This window comes from Deinococcus depolymerans (genome assembly GCF_039522025.1).
Taxonomy (GTDB): Bacteria; Deinococcota; Deinococci; order Deinococcales; family Deinococcaceae; genus Deinococcus; species Deinococcus depolymerans.
Window position 1 is genome coordinate 72,896 of record NZ_BAAADB010000011.1, and the last position, 18,941, is coordinate 91,836.

Annotated in this window: 15 protein-coding genes and 3 tRNA genes; 10 read left to right on the top strand and 8 right to left on the bottom strand. The window is 69.8% G+C overall.

What is annotated here, in order from left to right:
- Window positions 1-16 precede the first annotated feature (16 nt).
- Entirely contained in the window at window positions 17-931 is a 915-nt protein-coding gene (locus ABDZ66_RS06750) for a TroA family protein (protein WP_343757300.1), read from the top strand.
- A 336-nt stretch (window positions 932-1,267) separates the two neighbouring features.
- Here ABDZ66_RS06750 and ABDZ66_RS06755 read toward each other — a convergent pair whose 3' ends face one another.
- Both ABDZ66_RS06755 and ABDZ66_RS06760 read right to left on the bottom strand, forming a co-directional pair.
- Window positions 1,268-2,266 carry an inorganic phosphate transporter gene (locus ABDZ66_RS06755; RefSeq protein ID WP_343757301.1) on the bottom strand — a complete coding sequence of 333 codons (999 nt, stop codon included), beginning with the start codon at window positions 2,264-2,266 and terminating at the stop codon, window positions 1,268-1,270.
- 11 nt (window positions 2,267-2,277) lie between these two features.
- Window positions 2,278-2,916 (bottom strand): DUF47 domain-containing protein, encoded by a 639-nt coding sequence (locus tag ABDZ66_RS06760; RefSeq protein ID WP_343757302.1) that lies wholly within the window; start codon window positions 2,914-2,916, stop codon window positions 2,278-2,280.
- Between the two features lie 188 nt (window positions 2,917-3,104).
- Between ABDZ66_RS06760 and ABDZ66_RS06765 the strand changes: the two genes are divergently transcribed.
- The 3 genes from ABDZ66_RS06765 (at window position 3,105) to ABDZ66_RS06775 (ending at window position 7,658) form a co-directional block, all read left to right on the top strand.
- Entirely contained in the window at window positions 3,105-6,446 is a 3,342-nt protein-coding gene (locus ABDZ66_RS06765) for an eCIS core domain-containing protein (RefSeq protein ID WP_343757303.1), read from the top strand.
- 480 nt (window positions 6,447-6,926) lie between these two features.
- Window positions 6,927-7,352: a hypothetical protein gene (locus ABDZ66_RS06770; RefSeq protein WP_343757304.1), complete on the top strand. Its 426-nt coding sequence runs from the start codon at window positions 6,927-6,929 to the stop codon at window positions 7,350-7,352.
- 15 nt (window positions 7,353-7,367) lie between these two features.
- Window positions 7,368-7,658, top strand: coding sequence for a hypothetical protein (locus ABDZ66_RS06775; RefSeq protein ID WP_343757305.1), 291 nt, complete (start codon window positions 7,368-7,370; stop codon window positions 7,656-7,658).
- 194 nt (window positions 7,659-7,852) lie between these two features.
- Here the strand turns inward: ABDZ66_RS06775 and ABDZ66_RS06780 are convergent, their stop codons facing one another.
- On the bottom strand, window positions 7,853-10,918 hold the full coding sequence (locus tag ABDZ66_RS06780) for an alpha-amylase family glycosyl hydrolase (protein ID WP_343757306.1): 3,066 nt from the start codon (window positions 10,916-10,918) through the stop codon (window positions 7,853-7,855).
- A gap of 109 nt (window positions 10,919-11,027) precedes the next feature.
- On the opposite strand from ABDZ66_RS06780, the gene ABDZ66_RS06785 reads away from it, so the two are divergent.
- Complete coding sequence (locus ABDZ66_RS06785; RefSeq protein WP_343757307.1) at window positions 11,028-11,312, top strand: DUF427 domain-containing protein; 285 nt, start codon at window positions 11,028-11,030, stop codon at window positions 11,310-11,312.
- Between the two features lie 381 nt (window positions 11,313-11,693).
- On the opposite strand, the gene ABDZ66_RS06790 is transcribed toward ABDZ66_RS06785, so the two are convergent.
- From ABDZ66_RS06790 to ABDZ66_RS06805, 4 genes are all read right to left on the bottom strand, one after another.
- The gene (locus ABDZ66_RS06790) at window positions 11,694-12,731 is read right to left on the bottom strand and encodes a GGDEF domain-containing protein (RefSeq protein WP_343757308.1); all 1,038 of its coding nucleotides are present in this window, start codon (window positions 12,729-12,731) and stop codon (window positions 11,694-11,696) included.
- A 331-nt stretch (window positions 12,732-13,062) separates the two neighbouring features.
- Complete coding sequence (gene pxpA, locus ABDZ66_RS06795; RefSeq protein WP_343757309.1) at window positions 13,063-13,809, bottom strand: 5-oxoprolinase subunit PxpA; 747 nt, start codon at window positions 13,807-13,809, stop codon at window positions 13,063-13,065.
- On the bottom strand, window positions 13,799-14,794 hold the full coding sequence (locus tag ABDZ66_RS06800) for a 5-oxoprolinase subunit C family protein (protein ID WP_343757310.1): 996 nt from the start codon (window positions 14,792-14,794) through the stop codon (window positions 13,799-13,801). Before ABDZ66_RS06800 ends, pxpA begins: the two co-directional genes overlap by 11 nt.
- Window positions 14,791-15,459: a 5-oxoprolinase subunit B family protein gene (locus tag ABDZ66_RS06805; protein ID WP_343757311.1), complete on the bottom strand. Its 669-nt coding sequence runs from the start codon at window positions 15,457-15,459 to the stop codon at window positions 14,791-14,793. The genes ABDZ66_RS06800 and ABDZ66_RS06805 overlap by 4 nt, the downstream gene beginning before the upstream one ends.
- A gap of 42 nt (window positions 15,460-15,501) precedes the next feature.
- Between ABDZ66_RS06805 and ABDZ66_RS06810 the strand changes: the two genes are divergently transcribed.
- The 4 genes from ABDZ66_RS06810 to ABDZ66_RS06825 all read left to right on the top strand — a co-directional run bounded on the left by ABDZ66_RS06810 (window position 15,502) and on the right by ABDZ66_RS06825 (window position 17,130).
- On the top strand, window positions 15,502-16,755 hold the full coding sequence (locus tag ABDZ66_RS06810) for a nitrilase-related carbon-nitrogen hydrolase (RefSeq protein ID WP_343757312.1): 1,254 nt from the start codon (window positions 15,502-15,504) through the stop codon (window positions 16,753-16,755).
- A gap of 70 nt (window positions 16,756-16,825) precedes the next feature.
- A tRNA-Ser gene (locus ABDZ66_RS06815) sits at window positions 16,826-16,913 on the top strand.
- Between the two features lie 25 nt (window positions 16,914-16,938).
- Window positions 16,939-17,030: transfer RNA gene (locus ABDZ66_RS06820), tRNA-Ser, on the top strand.
- 23 nt (window positions 17,031-17,053) lie between these two features.
- Window positions 17,054-17,130: transfer RNA gene (locus ABDZ66_RS06825), tRNA-Arg, on the top strand.
- A 78-nt stretch (window positions 17,131-17,208) separates the two neighbouring features.
- On the opposite strand, the gene ABDZ66_RS06830 is transcribed toward ABDZ66_RS06825, so the two are convergent.
- Window positions 17,209-17,916, bottom strand: a complete 708-nt coding sequence (locus ABDZ66_RS06830) for an HD domain-containing protein (RefSeq protein WP_343757313.1) — start codon at window positions 17,914-17,916, stop codon at window positions 17,209-17,211.
- Between the two features lie 234 nt (window positions 17,917-18,150).
- Between ABDZ66_RS06830 and ABDZ66_RS06835 the strand changes: the two genes are divergently transcribed.
- On the top strand, window positions 18,151-18,915 hold the full coding sequence (locus ABDZ66_RS06835) for an MHYT domain-containing protein (protein ID WP_343757314.1): 765 nt from the start codon (window positions 18,151-18,153) through the stop codon (window positions 18,913-18,915).
- Window positions 18,916-18,941 lie beyond the last annotated feature (26 nt).

Here is an 18,941-nt window from a genome sequence, read left to right on the forward strand (position 1 = left end):
GCCGTACCCTGGACGGATGACCCACCCGGCCCCCACCGCTCCCGCCGACCGACCGGCCCCGACCCGCATCGTGAGCCTGCTGCCCAGCGCCACCGACCTGCTGTTCGACCTGGGGTTGGGCGCGCGGGTGGTGGGGGTTAGTCACTCCTGCGACCACCCGCAGGCGCGGTCACTGCCGGTCCTGACGCGCTCCATCGTGGACAGCGCCGCCCCGCAGGCCGAGATCGACCGGGCCGTCAGCGACGCCGTGCGCGAGGGCCGCGCGCTGTACCGGGTGGACGGCCCGCGGCTGGACGTCCTGAACCCGGACCTGGTGGTCACGCAGGGCGTGTGCGAGGTCTGCGCGGTCACGCCCGGCACCATCGAGGCGGCCGTGCGGTACCTGCCGGGCTGCCTGCCCGCCGCGAACGTCCTGAGCCTGGAGGGCCGCCGCCTGAGCGGCATCCTGGACGACCTGCGGGCGCTGGGCGAGGCGGCTGGCGTGCCGGAACACGCCGGGGCGCTGGCCGCGCGGGCGCAGGCCCGCTGGGACGCCGTGCCGAGTGCCCCGCACGCGCCGCGCGTCCTGACGCTGGAATGGACGGACCCGCCCTTCTACGGGGGGCACTGGGTGCCCGAGCAGGTCGAGCGGGCCGGCGGCGTGAACGTGCTGGGCGCGGCCGGAACGGATTCGGGCCGCGCGGGCTGGGCGCAGATCGAGGCGCTGCGGCCCGACGTGACGGTCGTCATGTGCTGCGGGTACGGGCTGCGCGACAACGTCAGCTTCGCCCGCGCCCTGGACCCGCAGCGACCGCTGGGGCAGGTGTGGGCGGTGGACGCGAACGCCCTGTTCAGCCGCCCCGCGCTGGGCGTGGTGCGCGGCGCGGAGGTCCTCGCGGCCCTGCTGCGCGGCGAGGCCACCCCCGGCCAGAGCGAACGCGTCCGGGGCTGAAAGGGACGGCACCCCCGTCGCGCTCCTCCTCTGCGGGGCCTCTGTGCGAGTCGCCTCCGCCCGGATGGAATGGTGGTGGCAACCCGTTCAACCGGCGTCCATGCTACGAATTCCGTCTGTTCCATTCACAACCCCGAAGGCAGCCGGGTTGCCAACTCCACGTCCGGAACCCGCCCAGCTCCCACTCGCTTCGCTCGGATTGAACGGGCTTTGCAGCCCATTCAATCGGAGTCGGTATGACAGGCGGCCGGGCATGAACGGGGGAGGGGGGACCCCCGCGGATCCCCCCTCCCCCTGCCTGCGTCCGGTCGGCCGGCGTGCGGGTGTGGCCCGGCGTTACAGCCCGGCGGCCAGGATCAGCTTGTGAGCCAACCAGCCCAGCGCGATGCACACGGGCAGCGTGAAGATCCAGGCCTGCACGATCCGCCCGGCGACCTGCCACTTGACCTTGCGGAAGCCCTTGGTGGTCCCGACGCCCATGATCGCGGTGCTGATGGTGTGCGTGGTGCTGACCGGGATGCCCAGGCGGCTGGCCGTCTCGATGATCAGCGCGGCGCTCGTCTCGGCCACGAAGCCGTCCACGGGTTTGAGATCCACGACCTTGAAGCCCATGGTCTTGATGATCCGCCACCCGCCCACGGCGGTCCCGGCACCCATGGCAGCGGCGGCCGACAGGATCACCCAGGTCGGTACTGTCTCGTACTTCACGCCGAAATACGCACCCAGCGCGAAGGTGATGATGCCCATGGTCTTCTGCGCGTCGTTCCCGCCGTGAGAGAAGGCCATGAACGCGGCGCTGAAGATCTGCAGCACCCGGAAATTGCGGGTCACCAGCCGGGGTTTCATCCAGCGCAGCACCAGCCACGACAGCAGGAACATCAGCAGGATCGGCACGATGAAGCCCAGCACGGGACTGGAGACCAGTCCGGTCAGGGTCTTGTTCACGCCCTTCGGGATGATGATGCTCCAGCCGCCCGCCGCGACGCCCGCGCCGACCATGCTGAACACCAGTGCGTGGCTGGAACTGCTGGGCAGGCCCTTCCACCACGTGAACAGGTTCCAGGCGATGGCGCTGACCAGGGTGGCGCCCACGAGTTCCAGCGTGGCGTACTCCTGCGGGATGATGTCCTTGCTGATGGTCTTGGCGACAGCCGTGCCGGTCAGGGCGCCCACGACGTTCAGGACGGCGCTCATGGTGATGGCCTGCGCGGGCGTGAGGACCTTGGTGGCGACCGAGGTGGCGATGGCGTTCGCGGTGTCGTGAAAGCCGTTAATGAAGTCGAAGGCCAGCGCCAGAACGACGATGACGATCAGTGCGAGCAGGGCAGGTTCCATGGTCCGCTGCCTTAAGCGTTCTTCAGCAGGATGCTTTCGACGGTCTTGGCGACCCGCTGCGCCTGATCGCTGGCGTCCTCGATCAGCGCCACGATCTCACCGCCGCGCATGGCGCGGATCATGCCGGGCACGTCGTTCACGCCGTCGTACAGGTGGCGCTGCACCTCGTCGCTGATGGTGTCCCCCTGGTCTTCCAGCGCGCGGATCTCCCGGGCGATCCGGGCCAGGTCGCTCAGTTTGCCCTTGTTCTCGATCAGGGGCATGCCCTGGGCCAGCAGGGCGCACTGCTGCTCGACGATGCGGGCCAGCTGCGCCATCTGCGGCAGCGGGCGTTCCACGCCGTACAGGCTGAGTTTGCGTGCGGCGTCCTCCATGTCGTCCACGAGGTCATCGAGTTCGTTGTTCAGGCTGATGATGTCCTCACGGTCGAACGGCACGATGAAGGACTCGGCGAGCAGGTTGGTGATCTCGCCGGTCAGGCGGTCCCCCTCGTGCTCCAGGTCGCGGACGCGCTGCACCTTGGCTTCCACGTCGGTGTAGTTCTCCAGCAGGTCCACGAGCGCGGTGGCGGTGGCGTGGGCGTTCCGGGCGGCTTCAGCGAACTTCTGGCTGAATTTGGGGTTGCTGGGCATGAATTTAGACAGAACCATGACAATCCTCCTGATTGTCCGCCCGAATGTCATGGAAATGTCAGCCCGGGCGGGCAAGAACAACCGGGAGGGCCACTGTGGTCACCTCCCGCACTGTACAGACACTACACTTCACGTTCCCCAAACACCAATCCCGTTCTGCTGACCTGCGGCACAGTCACGTGACGGCCCCGCCTATCATGGCACTCATGGCTGAATTCCAGCACCGCTCCCGGACCCCGGACCGCCGGGCCGCGCCCAGGACCAGCCTCGGCCCCAGCCCGGAGCCAGCCGAGACTGCTGCACAACGCGCGGCCGCGCCCCTGCAGCGATTCCTGAGCACGCCTGCCCGCGCGCAGGGGCAGGTCGCCCGGCCCGTCCTGCGCGCCGCAACGCTCCAGCGGCAGGAGGAGGACCGCCTGTCGGGTGCCCGTCAGACGGTCCAACGACAGGTCGAGGCGGTGGGTGACGTCGCCCCCGTCCAGCGGCACGCTGATCTGCCCGTTCCCGCACGGCCCGTCACGCCGTCCGACTGGGTGACCGTGATGCGCCACCGCGCCGAGACTGTCGAGGGGCAACGCCTGGACACCCGCACCTTCAGCGACTTCCAGACCCTCCAGCGGCAGGTTGCCCAGTCGCTGGGTCAGGGTTTCCGGATGGACCGGGGTAACCCCGCCGCCCGCTACGCCGCCTATGGCGAGCACCTCGCCACCCTGCAACGCCACGCGCTGAGTGCCCCGGTGTCCCGTGTGGTGCTCGGCATGGTTCCCCCGGCCGAGCGACTGCCGCTTCAGCGCGCGACGGAAGAGGCGTTGCAACGTCAGATGGCGCAGGAGCAGGCCGCACTGAACTTCGACACCCTCGGTTCCCTGCAACGGCACCTGGCCGAGCTGGACGCCGAGGCGACCCAACCCGTGTTGCAGCGCATCCAGGCGCGGCGGGGCGCAGGGAACCCGCTGCCGGAGGCGATCCAGCGGCACCTGGAACAGGGCCTGAACCATGACCTGAGCCGCGTGCGGATTCACGACGACGCGGAAGCAGACAAACTGGCGAAGGGCGTGAATGCCACCGCCTTCACCACGGGCACCGACATCTTCTTCCAGGCGGGGCAGTTCAACCCGAACACGCAGAGCGGGCTGGAGCTGCTGGCGCACGAGGTGACGCACACGGTGCAGCAGAGCCAGGGGCGCGTGGGGCGGGGCATCGACCCGGACGCCGGACTGGAAGCCGAAGCGCGCAGCATGGGCGCCAGACTCGCGCAGAGCGGCCCGCAGTTCGGCACGAAACACACCCCCATGCCCCGCGCGGCCCTCCTGAACCCCACCGCACCCGCCGCCCCCACCGTGCAGCGCTGGGCCAATCCTCTGGACCACCTGCGGAAACTCAAGGAGAAAGCGAAAACTGCTGTCAGGCAGGTCATCCGCACTGTCCGCGAGCCCGCCGCCCGCAAGGCCGCCCTGAACGCCATCAAGCGCGCCGTGCCCGCCCAGATCCGCCGCAGCGTCCAGAACGCCATCCAGAAGGGAAAAACGCGCGTCAAGGCCACTGTCAGTCGCGTCACGCAGGTCGCCCGCCGCGCCCCGCAGGTGCAGAAGCTCCTCAAGGTCGCCAGCAGTCTCCCGGCCCGCGCCCGGACGGCCATCGCCGCTGCCACCCGCATCCGGCAGGCCGCGCAGACCCTCGGCACCGCCAGCGGCCGCGCCCACCTCGCCCAGCGCGCCCGCGCGGCCGCCCAGCAGACCATCCAGGCCGCCGCCCGCCGCCTCCCTCCCCGCGCGCAGGCCACCCTGAGCAGGATCGGACGGACCGCCACCGCCGCCGCCCACAACCTCAGGCAACTGGGCGTCAGCGTCCACAAGTTCACCACCGACCCCACCTACCGCAAGGAAACCCTGACCCGCCTCACGCAGACCCCCATGGTCAGCGGCCTCGCGAAGGTCGGCGGGAACCTGCAGCGCTTCACCACCGACCGCGCCTACCGCGCCCAGCAACTCCACCGACTCGCGCAGGCCGGACAGCGCATCACCCTGCCCGTCACGCAACTGGGCCGCGACATCAGCAGCCTCGGCAGGGACGCCATGGTCAGCGTCGTCCAGAAAAGCGGGGAGGCCATGGCCTGGGCCACCAGGAAATTCGAGCAGGCCAAACACAGCAAGGTCGGCCAGGGCATCCAGAAAAGCTGGGCGTGGATGAAAAGCACCGAGGGCAAAGCCACCCTGGCCAAATTCGGCGCGGCCATCGCCACAGGCGTCGCGGTCGTCGCCGTGGTCGGCACCGGCGGCGCCGCCCTGCCCCTCGTCCTGGCAGCCGCCGGAGTCGCCAGCGGCGTCGCGGGCAGCCTCGCCGAGAACGCCGTCCTTCGCGGCTCCGGCGAAGCGAAATACGCCGGACGCAAACTGACCCACGGCATCACCCCCACCACCATGCTCATCGACGGCGCGCTGGGCGTCGCCCTCGGCCCCGCCGCCCGCATCGTCGGCGGCGCCGCCAGCCGCCTCGTCGGCAGCGCCGCCAAATACGCCGGCGGCGGCCTGAAAATCGCCGGGAAATACGCCGGAGCGGGTCTGCAGAACGCCAAGGTTTCAGCGTTGCGGCAGCTTGGTCTGGTGAGTGCAGCTGGTGCCAGAAGATCCATGTACGTCGTTCGGCAGGAAGCCTCGCAGGTTTGGCAGGCTACCCGGCAGGGCGTACAGACCTACAACCGTGCAATTTCGACTGAAGTCCGCGCCGGAATCAGGGGCGACATGCTCGGCAATGCGGGCTGGCGGGGCATGGCCCAGCGGGACGCCGCGACCCTGCTGGCCGGAACGGACGTCCTGAGGAAAGCCGTCAATCAGGTGGCCCGCGCGCGCGTGAAGGCGCAACTGAGCGGCCCGATGGGCAAGATTCTGGCCCGGCAGCGCCTGAACATGCCCGGCGCCAGCACCCGCAAACTTCAGACGGCGCTGTTCAACGAACTGAAGGCCAATTCGCCCGACGAACTGATCGCCGCGGCCTGGAAGGCCAACGCCCAGCTGCGGCGCGCGGCCTACGGCGAGACTTTCCGGGGCATCGGGCGGCAAGTGAAGCAGGTGGCCTTCGGCAACGCCAGTACCCTGCCGGGCAAGGCGCTCAATCTGGCCACCATGGGCCCAAGGCTGGTCGCTGGCAATGTCGCGCAGAAGTTGAACCTGCACCTCTCGGCGTTCGCAGGCGGCGCGGCCAGAGGACTGGGTACCCTGGCCGGAAGTACCAGCGAAGAACTGGTGAAATTCGCGGGCCTCAAGTTCTCCCAGAACGTCAAGGACAATGCGCAGAAAGGCCCTGGGGCTGCCATTCCCAGTGCGGCTCAGGCCACGATGGGGGAATTCTCGAAAGTCTCGAATTATGGTGACGCGGCCCTGCAGGGCATTGTCGGACTGTCCCCCGAAATATTCGGCAAGAAAGAAGGAATGGTGCCTGGTCTAGCTGGATATGATCTGCTTTTTAAGCAGGCTGGTGCCATTTTTGGCAATAGCGTGGGTGGAGATCAGCATGAAGTGGCGAACTCGACTCAGGAAGAAGGTAAGTGAATTATGCTCAGTAAAATATTTAGAGGCGCTTTCGGGCAACCTAGAGATCTGCCTGAGCAGTTTTCTGGCGATTCGTATACGGCATTTATTGGATTTCTTAAAGGAATCCGTTTGGATGATGTAGAATTAAATAGCGAGTCTGTTCGTATAAGAACTGCCAATAAGAACGATATTCTGATCTTGCCCTCTGGAAAAGGAGCTTTGCATATCGAGCTCCAGACGTCCAGATCGGACATAGATCTTTCGGGAGTGGAATACTTTGACCCATTTTTCGGAATAGTTAATGTTGGAGGGAAAGTGTTGATTTCGCGGCAGTTCGATTTTAGGTACCAGGGAGACGTGGAAGCGTCTTCGGAAAAACTATTTTTTCATATCTATGAAACTCTGTTGGGGGAACGATACAGCGGGAAGCTCATTCACTTCCGGCCGTATCTGAATGGAAAGACGTATGGTACGTCTTGGCAGGCGTTCGCGCATTTCATGAAGAAGATCAAGGGCGACCGGGTCACGTCGGAAGCCAGCCATTACATCTCGTTTGATACTGGCGGGGTGCCCCTGGGACTGCAGAAGTCGGACAACAGCCAGGAAATCATCATTTCCTATGATCTGCGGGATTACGAGGGGCTGTACGACGAGTACCGGGAGCAGATTCTGGAATTGATCAACGGGGTGGCGTTGCGGCACCGGCAGATCTGTTTCCTGATTGACCGGGAGCGGCTGCTGATCTGCAACAAGTTCTACGTGTCGCCGGAGACGGACGCGTTGAATCTGTTCACGGCGCAGTTGCAGGCGATTCATGATGCGCTGCTGGATTACCTGACGACGGTGCAGGACGCACCGGAGAATGCGTGGTTGCGGGCGGCCAGGGAAGCGTTCGTGCGTGGACAGCCGTTGCCCCGTGCTTGACAGGGAGGGACTTGTATGACTCAGGTGAAGTTTGGTCGGCAGTTGAATGAGCGGGCTCCGTTCGAGGTGAACGATCTGGTGTTTTCCGGGTTGCCGTTGTCGCTCTCGGAGGAGCGTCTGCTGGCGGGTGCGGGGGACGGTGGGACTGAGGTGGAGTTGATGGACGCGGTGCTGGAGGTGCTGGCGCAGGTGTTGAACGCGCGGGCGCAGGCGGAGCGGGTGGATGCGGGGTGGCTGCTGGAGAATCTGGCGCCGTCGGATGTGGAAGGTATTCTGGATTACCTGCGGGCGACGCCAGTCGCGTGAGCGACTGATACGGACTCCGATGGAATGGGCTGCAAAGACCGTTCAATCCGAGCGAAGCGAGTAGGAGGGAAACGGGTTCCGGACGTGGAGTGGGCAGATCGGTGGTGTGCCGATCTGTCAACGAAACAAACGGAACCTGCATGAGGAGGAGGGCGTGCCAGGTTTGACCGGCACGCCCTCTCTGCTGGTGAGGTTCAGGGCAGCTTGAGGGGTTCCGTGAACGTGGCGCGGCAGGAGGCGTAGCAGTCGGTGATGGTGTTCGCGCCCGCCGGGGTGCTCTTCGCGTCGGGGATGATGTCGCCCGCGCCGTAGCCGTCCCCGCCGAAGATGCCGCCCATCAGGCCGATGCCGGCGGTGGGTCTGCCGCTCAGGCCCACCGCCGTCCAGGGTATGGCGAGTTCCACGGTCTGCTCGGGGGCCGCGCCGCGGCTGGCCTGGAGGTAGTCGGCGGCGTTCACCTCGGGCGTGGCCGTGTCGCTCTGCACGAGCCGCAGCTGGGCCTTCTCGGTGCCGTAGCGGGCGATGAAGGCGTTCACGCCGTCCATCTGACCGCCGAAGGTCGCGGCGCGTTTCCAGGCGTCGAAGCTGTCGGCCTGTTTTGCGCCGCCGGGCGCGGTGTCGAGGTACAGGATCGCGCTGTTGCCGTCCCCCCGGTACGTGTACGCGAGGTACAGGTACTGGGCGTCACTGTCGGCCCGCAGGCTCAGCCAGTTGTTGTTCGCGCCGAAGGTGCCCTCGGCGGGGCTCTGCACGCTGACGGCGGGAGCGGTCCAGTCGCCCAGGTCGCCGTCGATGGTGTACTTCGTGCGCAGGTCGCGTGCCAGGGTGATGTTGGCGTCCTGCGTGGGCGCGGTGACGTTCAGGGTGCCGTCCACGTACCCGCCCGCGCTGGCTTTCAGGGTCTGCGCTCCGGCGGGCACGCGCAGGGTGTAGGTGCCGTCCGGGAAGGTGACCGCGTAGTTCAGGCTGGGGTTGGCGCTCGTGGCTTCCACCAGGGCCCCGCCCAGGTTCTGCCCGCCGCCCGTGACGCGCCCGGTGACCGTGGCGGCCGGGACGGGCTGCTCGGTGAAGTCGTACGTGCCGCTGTAGGCGTTGCCGTTCGTGCCGACCACGTAGGTGCGGTCGCCCTGGCCCGGGGCCTCGTAGCCGCCGTTCTTCGCGCCCGCGCTGTCGTTCCCGAACTTGAACTTCACCTCGCGGAACAGGGGCAGGTCGATGCTGGTCTTCCACACGCCCGGCGTGTCCTGGGTCATGGGGTACTCGATCTGACTGCCGGTGTCGAAGCGGCGCAGTTCGATGGGCCCGTTGCCCTGGGTGCGGGCGTCCACGGTGAACGTCACCTTCGCGGTGTTCCTGCTGCCCGGCGTGCCCGTGACCGTCACGCCCCGGCTCTCGGCCCCGGCGCTGTCCACGGTGACGAGGCGGAAGGTGGTGTTGACGTCGTTCGTCAGGCCGCGCGCCAGGAAGCTGCCCTGCGTGGCGGGAAGGGGCGCGAAGTTCACGAGGCGCTCGGTGCCACCGGCTGCTTGCACGTATACGCGGTATCCGGCGACCTTCGGGTCCGTGCCCGGCGTCCAGCTGAGCTGCGCGGCGCTGTCCCCGGCCTTCACGGTCAGGCCGGCGACCTCGGGCAGGGCGGGGTTCACGGTGCCGGCCGCGCCGGAGCCGCCGGGCGCGGTGACGGCCAGCACGCTGCGGGCGGGTACGCGGCCGACCAGTTTGCCGCCGCTGACGCTCAGGGTGTTGGCTCGGCCCGTCACCTCGGTCAGGGCGGTGCCGGAGAAGGTGCCCAGCAGCGGAATCCCGCCGCCACTCAGGCTGCCCAGATCCAGTTCGGTGTCGCCGTTGTTCACGACGAACACCACCGGCTGCCCGGCCACGCCCTGCACGCCGCCCATCACGCGGCGGTAGGCCAGGACGGGCGCGCCGCCGTTGGGGCGCCAGAGTTCCTGCTGCGCGCCGCGCGTCAGGGCGCGGTACCTGCCGCGGGCGGCGGCCAGGGCCCCCAGGCGCTCGTCGAGCGTGCTGCCGCCCAGGCGGGTGAAGTCCATGTCCTCGCGGTTGCCCTGCCCCAGCGGGTGGTCGTAGGGGTCACCCTTGCCGGCCTGGGCGTACTCGGTGCCCTGCCAGACGCTGGGCGTGCCGCGCGAGAAGTACATGGTGGACAGCGCCATATCCAGGCGCTCGGCGGCCTGCGCGGCGCTGCCGCCCCGTTCGGTCACCTCGGTCACGAAGCGGCGCACGTCGTGGTTGTCCACGAAGGTCGTCAGGCGGGTGGGGTCGCGGTACACGCCGTCCTGCGCGAACACGTCCGCCATGCGGTCCAGGTTCCCGCCCGCGGTGCTCATCTGGTCCTTGAAGGCGTAGTACAGCGCGAAGTCGAACACGCTGGGCGCACCCAGGTCGTTCATGAACCGCGCCAGGAAGGCGGGATTGCCGTCGAACACCTCACCGACCGACCAGATCCTGGCCGGGTCGCCCGCGCCGCCCGCCTTGAAGAACTGCGTCCAGTAGGCGTCGGGCACGTGCTTCATCGTGTCGATGCGCAGGCCGTCGATGCCGGTCGCGCCGCGCCAGTACGTCACGAAGTCGTTCAGGTAGGCGGTGACGGCCGGGAGTTCCTGCCTGAAGTCCGGCAGGCCCGCCAGATCGCAGTCGGTGGTCTTGTTGTTTGAGGCGTCGCAGTCCGCCTTCGTGTGGAACCACTCGGGGTTCATCTTCGTGAGGGTCGCGCCGTACCCGGCGTGGTTCACCACGATGTCCTGGATGACCTTGAGGCCGTTCTTGTGCGCCGCGTCGATCAGCGCCCTGTACTCGTCGAGGGTCCCGAGGTGCGGGTCGACCTTCCTGAAGTCCTCGGCCCAGTAGCCGTGGTACCCGGCGAACGGTCTGCCCTGACTGGGGCCGCTGCCGGTGTTGATCGCAGGGACCTGCAGCACGACCGGGCTGACCCAGATGGCCGTGAAGCCCATCCGCTTGAAGTAGCCCTCGTCGATCCTGGCCTTCAGGCCCGCGAAGTCCCCGCCGTGCCACGCCAGGGGGTTGGTGCGGTCGGCGCGGTCCCCGGCGTCGCGGCCCGGGCCGTTGTCGTTGGTCGGATCACCGTTGGCGAAGCGGTCGGTCATCGCGAAGTAGATGACCTCGTCCTGCCAGGTGCGAGGCGTGGGCGGAGAGGGAGCCTTGAACAGGCTGCAGGCTGACAGGGACAGCGTGAGGGCCGCCAGGGCGCCCGCGCGCCCGACCGTATGGAAGCGTTTCATGTGTCATTCATTCAAGACGGAAGCGCTTCCGGAAGTCAATCTTCACCGAGCGCTCACGTGGCAAGCCCGCCGACAGTCCCGCTCGCCGCCCGCCCGTAGCGTGATCCCCATGAAAGCCACCTGGAACGGCGCGACCATCGCCCAGTCCGACGACACCGTCGTCGTCGAGGGCAACCACTACTTCCCCGCTCACAGCGTGAACCCCGAGTACCTTCGACCCAGCCGCACCCACACCACCTGCCCCTGGAAGGGCGAGGCCAGCTACCACACCCTGCACGTCAACGGCCAGGAGAACCCGGACGCCGCGTGGTACTACCCCGAACCCAGGGACGCCGCGCGGCAGATCGCGGGCCGCGTCGCCTTCTGGAAGGGCGTGACGATCAGCGCAGACTGATACGGACTCCGATTGAAGGGGCTGCAAAGCCCGCTGGGTCCGAGCGAAGCGAGTAGGAGCAACACGGGTTCCGGGCGTGGAGCCGGCAATCCGGTGAAGTTCCGGATTGTTGGCGAAACAAACGGAATCCGTATGATACGGACGCCGGTTGAACGGGGTGCTGACCTGTTCACTCCCGAGAGGATGCACGACTGCTGGAACCGTGTGCCACACGACGTAGGGTGGCATGGCAGCTGTCCTGCCCGATGAAAATCCACAGAGGTCCGTGCCGGGCGACGTTCTGAAGGGCGTCTCGTGCCGCCCGGAAACGCTAGATCCGAGCTGGGGCAAAACGGGTTCCGGTCGGCCACGCGCAGAACGCCGGGAATCGTGCGACCGGCTTCAGGCGAGCAGGGGCTGGCCCGCGCCGTCCAGGGCGCCCACGCCGCCCACCACCACGCGGTTGCGTCCGTCCTCGAGTCCGCGCAGGGTGTCCTGCGCGTCACGCAGCAGCTCCGTGGCGTCGCCGTGCAGATCCTGAAACGCCAGCCCGATGCTCACGGTCGGGTTCACGCCCTCCAGCGGCCGGGACGCCACCCGCACCCGCAGCCGCTCGCAGGCGGCGCGGGCCGCGCGGGCGTCCGGGGCGCGCAGCACCACCACCAGCTGATCCGGGTTCAGGCGGCCCAGCAGGTCCTCGTCGCGCAGGGCGCCCAGCGTCACGCGCGCCACGTGCGCGATCAGCCGCTCGGTGAAGCCCTGCCCGCGCTGCGCCTGCAGGGCCGGCAGTTGATCCAGTTCGATCACTGCCACGCCCAGCCCCTCCGGACGGCGGCGGAACTCCCGTGCCAGCGCGTCCTGCACGCTGAACCGGTCCGGCAGGCCCGTCAGGGCGTCCCGTCCATCCGGCAGGCCGTCGCCCAGCAGGTCACGCCGCATGAGGCCCAGCGTCCGCACGACTGCGCTGTGCTGCCCGCCGAGCAGCACCAGGGATGCCAGCAGCATCTGCGTCAGCGCGCCCGTCACCGGAGACGCCAGCGCTCCGGCCGGACCGGCCACGAACACGCTCAGCAGCGCGGCCGACGCGCCCAGCCCCACCACGTTCAGTGGCAGGCTGCCCTGCCGGCCCAGCATCCACAGGTGCGCGGCCAGCAGCACCGGCACCCACGGCCCCACGCCCGCCAGGGTCGCCAGTTGCAGCGGTTCCGGCACCCGGAACAGCACGAACCACAGGTGGCTGAGCAGGTACACCCAGCAGCCCAGCAGCGTGGTCAGGTGCAGCGTCCGGACGGGAACCCGCCGGCTGTGCAGCGCCGCCACGACCAGCGCGACCACCCCGGCCAGCCCCGGCAGGGCCACCCGCTCGAACTCGTTCATGGGCAACGACGCCATACGCAGTAGCAGGGCCGCCAGCAGCACCAGCAGCAGCCGGCGGTTCACCGATCGGCGCTCCCCGGATTCCCGCAGGCCCCGCCCGTCGGGAGCCGGGTGGGCGGTCAAAGCAGTGGCGGGAGGGAAACGCATTCTGATCAGCAGTGCAGCACAGCCACTCTCACGCTGACCTGACAGTCATCTCGGCGCGGCGGGTGGAGGGTGGGGGGGGCTCCCGCGTTCCGCCCCTCCCGCCGGCTGCCCGGAACCCGTTCATACGGACGGCCGTCTGTTTCGTTTCAACCCGAGCGGAACGAGCAGGAGAGAAACGCCCCTCCGGGCGTGGAGTTGGCAGACCGGTGGTGTTCCGATCTGTGAACGAAACGAACAGGCCCGGAGTTCACGGGCCTGCCGGGGGCGCCACCCGCACGCCGGCCGCTCCCAGGGCCGCGCGCAATTCACGCGCCAGCGCCGCCGCCTCGGGCCCGTCCCCGTGCAGGCACAGCGTCCCGGCCGGCACCCGGACCTCCTCGCCGGTCACGGCGAAGGTGCGGCCCTCCCGGGCGATCCTCACGCCCTGCGCGGTTGCCTGCGCCGCCCCCAGCAGCGCTCCCGCCTGCCCGCGCGGCCACAGGGTGCCGTCCGGGGCGTACCCGCGGTCCGCGAAGCCCTCACCCACCGCCCGCAGGCCCAGCGCGGCCGCCTCGCGCAGCATCACGCTGCCCGCTCCTGCCAGCCCGAAGTACAGCCCAATGCCGCTGTCGGCCGCGGCCCGCGCGACCGCCCGGGCCAGCGCCGCGTCCCGCGCGGCCATGTTGTACAGCATCCCGTGCGGTTTGACGTGGTTCAGCCGGACCCCCTCACGCGCCGCCACCGCCTTGAGGGCCTCGATCTGCTCGCGCACGAAGGCGGTCACCTCGTCCGGCGGGAAGTGCTGCTCGCGCCGCCCGAAGCCCTCGCGGTCCGGGAAGCCCGGATGTGCGCCGGCCACCACCCCGAAGCGCGCCGCGAGCCGCAGCGAATCCCGCATGGTCCCGGCGTCCCCGGCGTGACCGCCGCAGGCGATGTTCGCGCTCGACACGGACGCCATCACCGCCGCCTCGTGCGCGCTGCCTTCCCCCAGATCCGCGTTCAGGTCAATCTGCATCCCCCCGAGCATAGGGGAGAGGACCGCCCCCGGCCCACCCGGACCACGCCCGCAGCGCCGATTCCGCCTGCCGCAGCGCCCGCTCCTGCGCCCACAGCGCCGCGCGGGCCTCGGCCAGCGGGACCGGCCGGAAGGTCACGCGGTCTCCGGGGCGCAGCTGTCCCAGGCGGGGCAGGTCCGCGCGGATCACCACCAGCGGCGTGGGGTAGCCCCCGTGGGTGCCCGCGTCCGGCAGCAGCAGGATGGGCCGCCCGTCCGGTGGGAGCTGCACCATGCCCGGCACGTTCGGCACGCTCGCCCGCGCCGGATCGTGCGGGGCCGCCACCGCCTCCTGCAGCCGCGCGCCCATGCGGTCCACCTGCGCGCCCACCGTGAACGGCCGCTCCAGCAGCGCCGCCCCCAGCCCGGCGGTCAGGTCGGACGTGCCGGTCACCCGCAGCGTCTGCTCCGGCCCCAGCGGCGTGTGCAGCGCCGGCGCGATGAACGCCTGCCGGGGCGTCACGGGGGGCGCCGCGCCATACCGCAGCCGGTCCCCGGTCCGCAGCGCCCGGCCCTCCAGTCCCCCGAAGGCGCCGCGCAGGTCGGTCGAGCGGCTCCCGAACACCTCCGGCAGGTCCAGGCCGCCCCGCACCGCCAGGAAGGCCCGCGCGCCCACCGGCGTGCCCCCCACCCGCAGGGTCTGGCCCGCTCCCACCGCCACCGCCCGCCACAGCGGGAAGGGCGCGCCGTCGAGTTCCGCAACGAACGGCGCGCCGCACAGACTGACCAGCGCCGGCGCGTGAAACAGCAGCGTGGGGCCGCCCAGCGTGACCTCCAGGCCCGCCGCGCCCGCCCGGTTCCCGACCAGGGCGTTGGCCAGCCGGCGCGTCACCGGATCGGCCGCGCCGCCCGCCGGAACCCCCAGCGCCCGCACCTGCCGCCCGGCGTCCTGCACGGTGGTCTGCAGGCCGGGCCGGCTCACCTCGATCAGCGGCGCCCCGCTCACGGGCGGCCCTGCCCGGGGCGGCCGGCAACCGCCTCGAGACGCACCCGGTCCCCGGCCCGCCACGGCACCGGCTCGGGCCGTGACAGGTCGAACAGGTTCAGGTCCGTGACCCCCACGATCCGCCACCCGCCCGGCGTGCCGCGCGGGTACACGCCCGCCCACGGCCCCCCCAGCGCCACGCTGCCCGCCGGAACCCGCTCGCGGGGCGCGTCCAGGCGCGGCATCCGCAGTTCGGGCGGCAGGCCGGTCAGGAACGCGAAGCCCGGCGTGAAACCCAGAAACGCGACCTCCAGCGGCGTCCTGCACAGCGCCTGCACGAACGCCGCCGCGTCCAGGCCCGCGCGGGCCGCGCACCAGCCGAGGTCCGGCCCCCCCGGCCCGCCGAAACGGACCGGGACCACCAGCGTGCGCGCCGCCCCGTCTGCCGGGTCGGGCTGCCGCAGGGCCAGCAGCCGCGCCCGCACCCCCGCTTCCAGGGTCGCTCCGTCCGACTGCAGGGGATCGAACAGCAGTGTCAGCAGGTGCAGGGCCGGCACGACCTCCTGCACGCCCGGCAGCGGCCGCGCCCGCAGTTCGTCCAGCAGCGCGCGTGCGTGCGGCGTGCCCACCACCAGCGCCGAGTCCCCCAGCCACGTGAAGGACGCCTCTACATCCACGCCGCTCATGCCCGCATGATCTCACGCGCCGCCCGCTACGCTGGCACGCAGATGACTGCCGCCCCCCGCCTCGTGCGCGCCGTTGCCGCGCAACCCCACTGGCACGCCACCGACTTCACCTCCGCCGCCGCCTTCCGCCGCTGGATGCGCGGCCAGCTGGAAGCGGCCCGCCCGCACCTCGCCCCGGACCGCCCGAACCTGGTGGTGCTGACCGAACTGAACGGCCTGCCGCTGGTCCTGCGTGGCGGCGCCTGGGCGCTGCGGCTGCGGACCTTCGAGCGGGTGGCGCTGGCCCTCTTCCTGGCGCGGTTGCCCCGCACGCTGCCCGTCCTGCTGCGCGAGCGCGTGTCGCCCGTCCGCGCGCTGCAACTCGCCCACACCGACGAGAACACCGCGCTGTACCTGCGCACCTGCCGCGACCTGGCCCGCGAGTACGGCGTGTACCTCTGCTGCGGCAGCGCTCCCATGCCCCGCTACGCCCGGCGCGGCCACCGCCTGATCCGCGCTCCGGGCGTCCTCACCAACCAGACGGTCCTGCTCGACCCGCAGGGCGAACTGATCGGCGTGACCGACAAGATCCACCTGACGCCCGACGAGCAGCGCGGCGGGGTGGACCTCACGCCCGGCGACCCGGCCGAACTGCGCGTGTTTCCCACGCCCGCCGGGGACCTGGGCGTGGCAATCAGCCTCGACGCCTTCCGGCCCGACGTGATCGGCGCGCTGGAACGCCAGGGCTGCACCGTCCTGCTGCAACCCGACGCGAACGGCTCTCCCTGGACCGCCCGCGAGGGTCTGCCCCCGGACCCGGCCCACCTGCGCGACCAGCCGGTCGCGTGGCTTGAAAGCAGCTGGCAGGTCACCAGCACCAGTCCACGCATCCGCTACGCCGTGAACCCCATGGTCGTCGGCAACCTCCTGGACCTCACCTTCGACGGGCAGAGCGCGATCACCGGCCCGCCCGCCGAAGCGCCCCGGCCCCGCAGTTACGTCATGACCGACCCCCGCCCCGGCTTCCTGGCCCTGACCCCCTGGGTCGAGGACGGCCCCGCCGATCAGTTACGTCAGACCGGGCAGCAGCTCGCGGCCGGCAGCGGTCACCCCCGCGAGAACGCCTACCGCACCGACACCCTCTGCGCCGACCTGACCCTGCCGCCCACCACCCTCACCCCGCCCGTCCCCACCCCCCATGAGGAAGCCCTGCGCGCCCTGCTGCGCGGCGAAACCCGTCCGGCTCGCCGCGCCCGCTGGCCCCTGCCGCTCCTGCTGCTGCTGCCGCTCCTGCTGCTGCGCCGCCGCAACCGTTGACAAGATCGCAAAGCCCCCCTATACTTCCCCTCGCGCTCAAGGAAGCACCGAAAGCGCGCCCCGCCAGAAGGGGGGGTTGGCCGAGTGGTTGAAGGCAACGGTCTTGAAAACCGTAGTAGGGCAACCTACCGGGGGTTCGAATCCCTCACCCCTCGCCAGATGACAACACGGTACTGCCCGCATGGAGAGATGGGTGAGCGGCTTAAACCAAGCGTTTGCTAAACGCTCGTAGGGGTTATACCCTACCGCGAGTTCGAATCTCGCTCTCTCCGCCAAGTACCACCACAGAAAACAGGATGTGCCCGTAGCTCAGCTGGATAGAGCGTCTGACTACGGATCAGAAGGCCAGGGGTTCGAATCCCTTCGGGCACACCACACAGACCCCCTCCCAGAGGGGGTTTTTTCATTCCGGGCACGCGCATGCATCACGGCGCGTGCCCTGTGCGTGCCGCGTTACCGGGGTGCCTGGACGTGCCCCAGCAGCGGAAAGTGGCGGGTCTGCTCGCCGGTCAGGCCGGTGGCGTGTTCCAGGTCGGTGACAGTCCGTTCCAGTTCGCGCAGCAGCGCCCGCAGGCGGGGCCGGGCGTGCGTGGCGGGCGCGGCGAGGTAGTGGTCACTCAGCAGGCGGTAGTACTGGAGGGTGCCGTCGCGGCCCTGCGCGAAACGGTCGAAGAAGGCCGCGCGCTGCCCGGCGGGCAGGTCACGGATGTCCGCGAGGATGGTGCGGGCGTTGTGGAGTTTGTCGGCGGCGCTCACCAGCAGCGGGGAGGCGGGCTGGGCGGGCAGGTGGCGCAGGTACGCGGCCTTGCGGTCCGCCCAGGGCCGCTTGGGCTGCCCGGGAGCCGGGGTGTCGTCGGTGGCGCTGTCCACGAGCCGGGCGACAGGCTCACCGAACCGGCGGGCGATCTCGGCGCGCAGGTCGGCGGGGGAGCGGCGGGCGTGGACCGGGCCGTCCTCCAGCGCGTCGTGCAGCAGGGCCGCGACGGCCTCCGACTGATCGGCGCCGTACTCCAGCGCGATGGACGCCACGCCCAGCAGGTGTGAGACGTACGGCACGGTGGGGGCCTGCCCGGCCGGAACCTTGCGGTACTGGCCGGTGTGCCAGGCGGCAGCCAGGTGCAGGGCCTCGGTGAAGGCCGCGCCGAGTGGAAAGTCAGTCATGCCGCCCACGATAGAGCCCGTGGCCGCGCGGCGCAGGCGGACCTGCGGGGGCGGCCGGGTTCGGCCGGGGAGGCGCGCCGGCCGGCCACTGCACATGGTCAGGGTCAGTAAGTTTTATGTGAGTTCCCTGGGTTTATGGTTCACCCACGTTGAACGGTGGGCCAACCGTCGCGAGGAGGAACTTACATGGATCACGGTGACATGCTCCACTCTCAGTGGAACACCTCATACATTGTGCTCTCGTACGTCATTGCCGCGCTGGCATCGTACGTGTCACTGGAACTGGCGGGCCGCGCCGGACAGAACTTCAAGACCACCGCCAGCCGCTTCTGGCTGATCGCACAGGCCCTGGTGCTCGGCTACGGCATCTGGGCCATGCACTTCGTGGGCATGCTGGCGTACCAGGTGGACGCCGCCGCGAGCTTCAGCGCGGGCCTCACGCTGTTCTCCGGCTTCGTGGCCGTGGCGCTGATCTACCCGGCGCTGCGGGTCCTGCACGGTGGCCCGCTCACCCCGGCCCGCCTGGGGCTGGCATCCGCCCTTGCGGGGGCCGGCATCGTGGTGATGCACTACACCGGCATGGCCGCCTACCAGCTGCCGGGCACCGAGGCGCACATCGTGTGGTTCCCGCTGATCGCCTCCGTGCTGATCGCCGTGGGCGCCAGCGCCGTGGCGTTCTACCTGTTCCGCCTGCTCTCGAGCGCCTGGGCCGAGCGTCAGCCCCGCCTGACCCTGACCGGCGTGAAGATCGGCGCCGGACTCGTGATGGGCGGCGCCGTGATCGGCATGCACTACACCGGCATGGCCGCCCTGCGCTACCACATCGTGGATGAACTGAAGGTCGGTCTGGCCTCCGGCGGGGTGGACACCTCGCTGCTGGCGCTGATCGTGGGCGTCGTGTCGTTCCTGCTGATGGGTCTGGCGGTCACGAGCATCCTGATGGACGCCGGCCGCGGCGGCGACCTGGGTGAGATGGACTTCACCAGCGCCGCCGACTGAAGCGCCCGGACCCCGGTCTCTTTCCG

Bases quoted from the DNA above. Each gene is read 5' to 3' on its own strand.
- ABDZ66_RS06750 (WP_343757300.1), top strand. From the start codon at position 17: ATGACCCACCCGGCCCCCACCGCTCCCGCCGACCGACCGGCCCCGACC.
- ABDZ66_RS06755 (WP_343757301.1), bottom strand. From the start codon at position 2,266: ATGGAACCTGCCCTGCTCGCACTGATCGTCATCGTCGTTCTGGCGCTG.
- ABDZ66_RS06760 (WP_343757302.1), bottom strand. From the start codon at position 2,916: ATGGTTCTGTCTAAATTCATGCCCAGCAACCCCAAATTCAGCCAGAAG.
- ABDZ66_RS06765 (WP_343757303.1), top strand. From the start codon at position 3,105: ATGGCTGAATTCCAGCACCGCTCCCGGACCCCGGACCGCCGGGCCGCG.
- ABDZ66_RS06770 (WP_343757304.1), top strand. From the start codon at position 6,927: ATGAAGAAGATCAAGGGCGACCGGGTCACGTCGGAAGCCAGCCATTAC.
- ABDZ66_RS06775 (WP_343757305.1), top strand. From the start codon at position 7,368: ATGACTCAGGTGAAGTTTGGTCGGCAGTTGAATGAGCGGGCTCCGTTC.
- ABDZ66_RS06780 (WP_343757306.1), bottom strand. From the start codon at position 10,918: ATGAAACGCTTCCATACGGTCGGGCGCGCGGGCGCCCTGGCGGCCCTC.
- ABDZ66_RS06785 (WP_343757307.1), top strand. From the start codon at position 11,028: ATGAAAGCCACCTGGAACGGCGCGACCATCGCCCAGTCCGACGACACC.
- pxpA (WP_343757309.1), bottom strand. From the start codon at position 13,809: ATGCAGATTGACCTGAACGCGGATCTGGGGGAAGGCAGCGCGCACGAG.
- ABDZ66_RS06805 (WP_343757311.1), bottom strand. From the start codon at position 15,459: ATGAGCGGCGTGGATGTAGAGGCGTCCTTCACGTGGCTGGGGGACTCG.
- ABDZ66_RS06810 (WP_343757312.1), top strand. From the start codon at position 15,502: ATGACTGCCGCCCCCCGCCTCGTGCGCGCCGTTGCCGCGCAACCCCAC.
- ABDZ66_RS06830 (WP_343757313.1), bottom strand. From the start codon at position 17,916: ATGACTGACTTTCCACTCGGCGCGGCCTTCACCGAGGCCCTGCACCTG.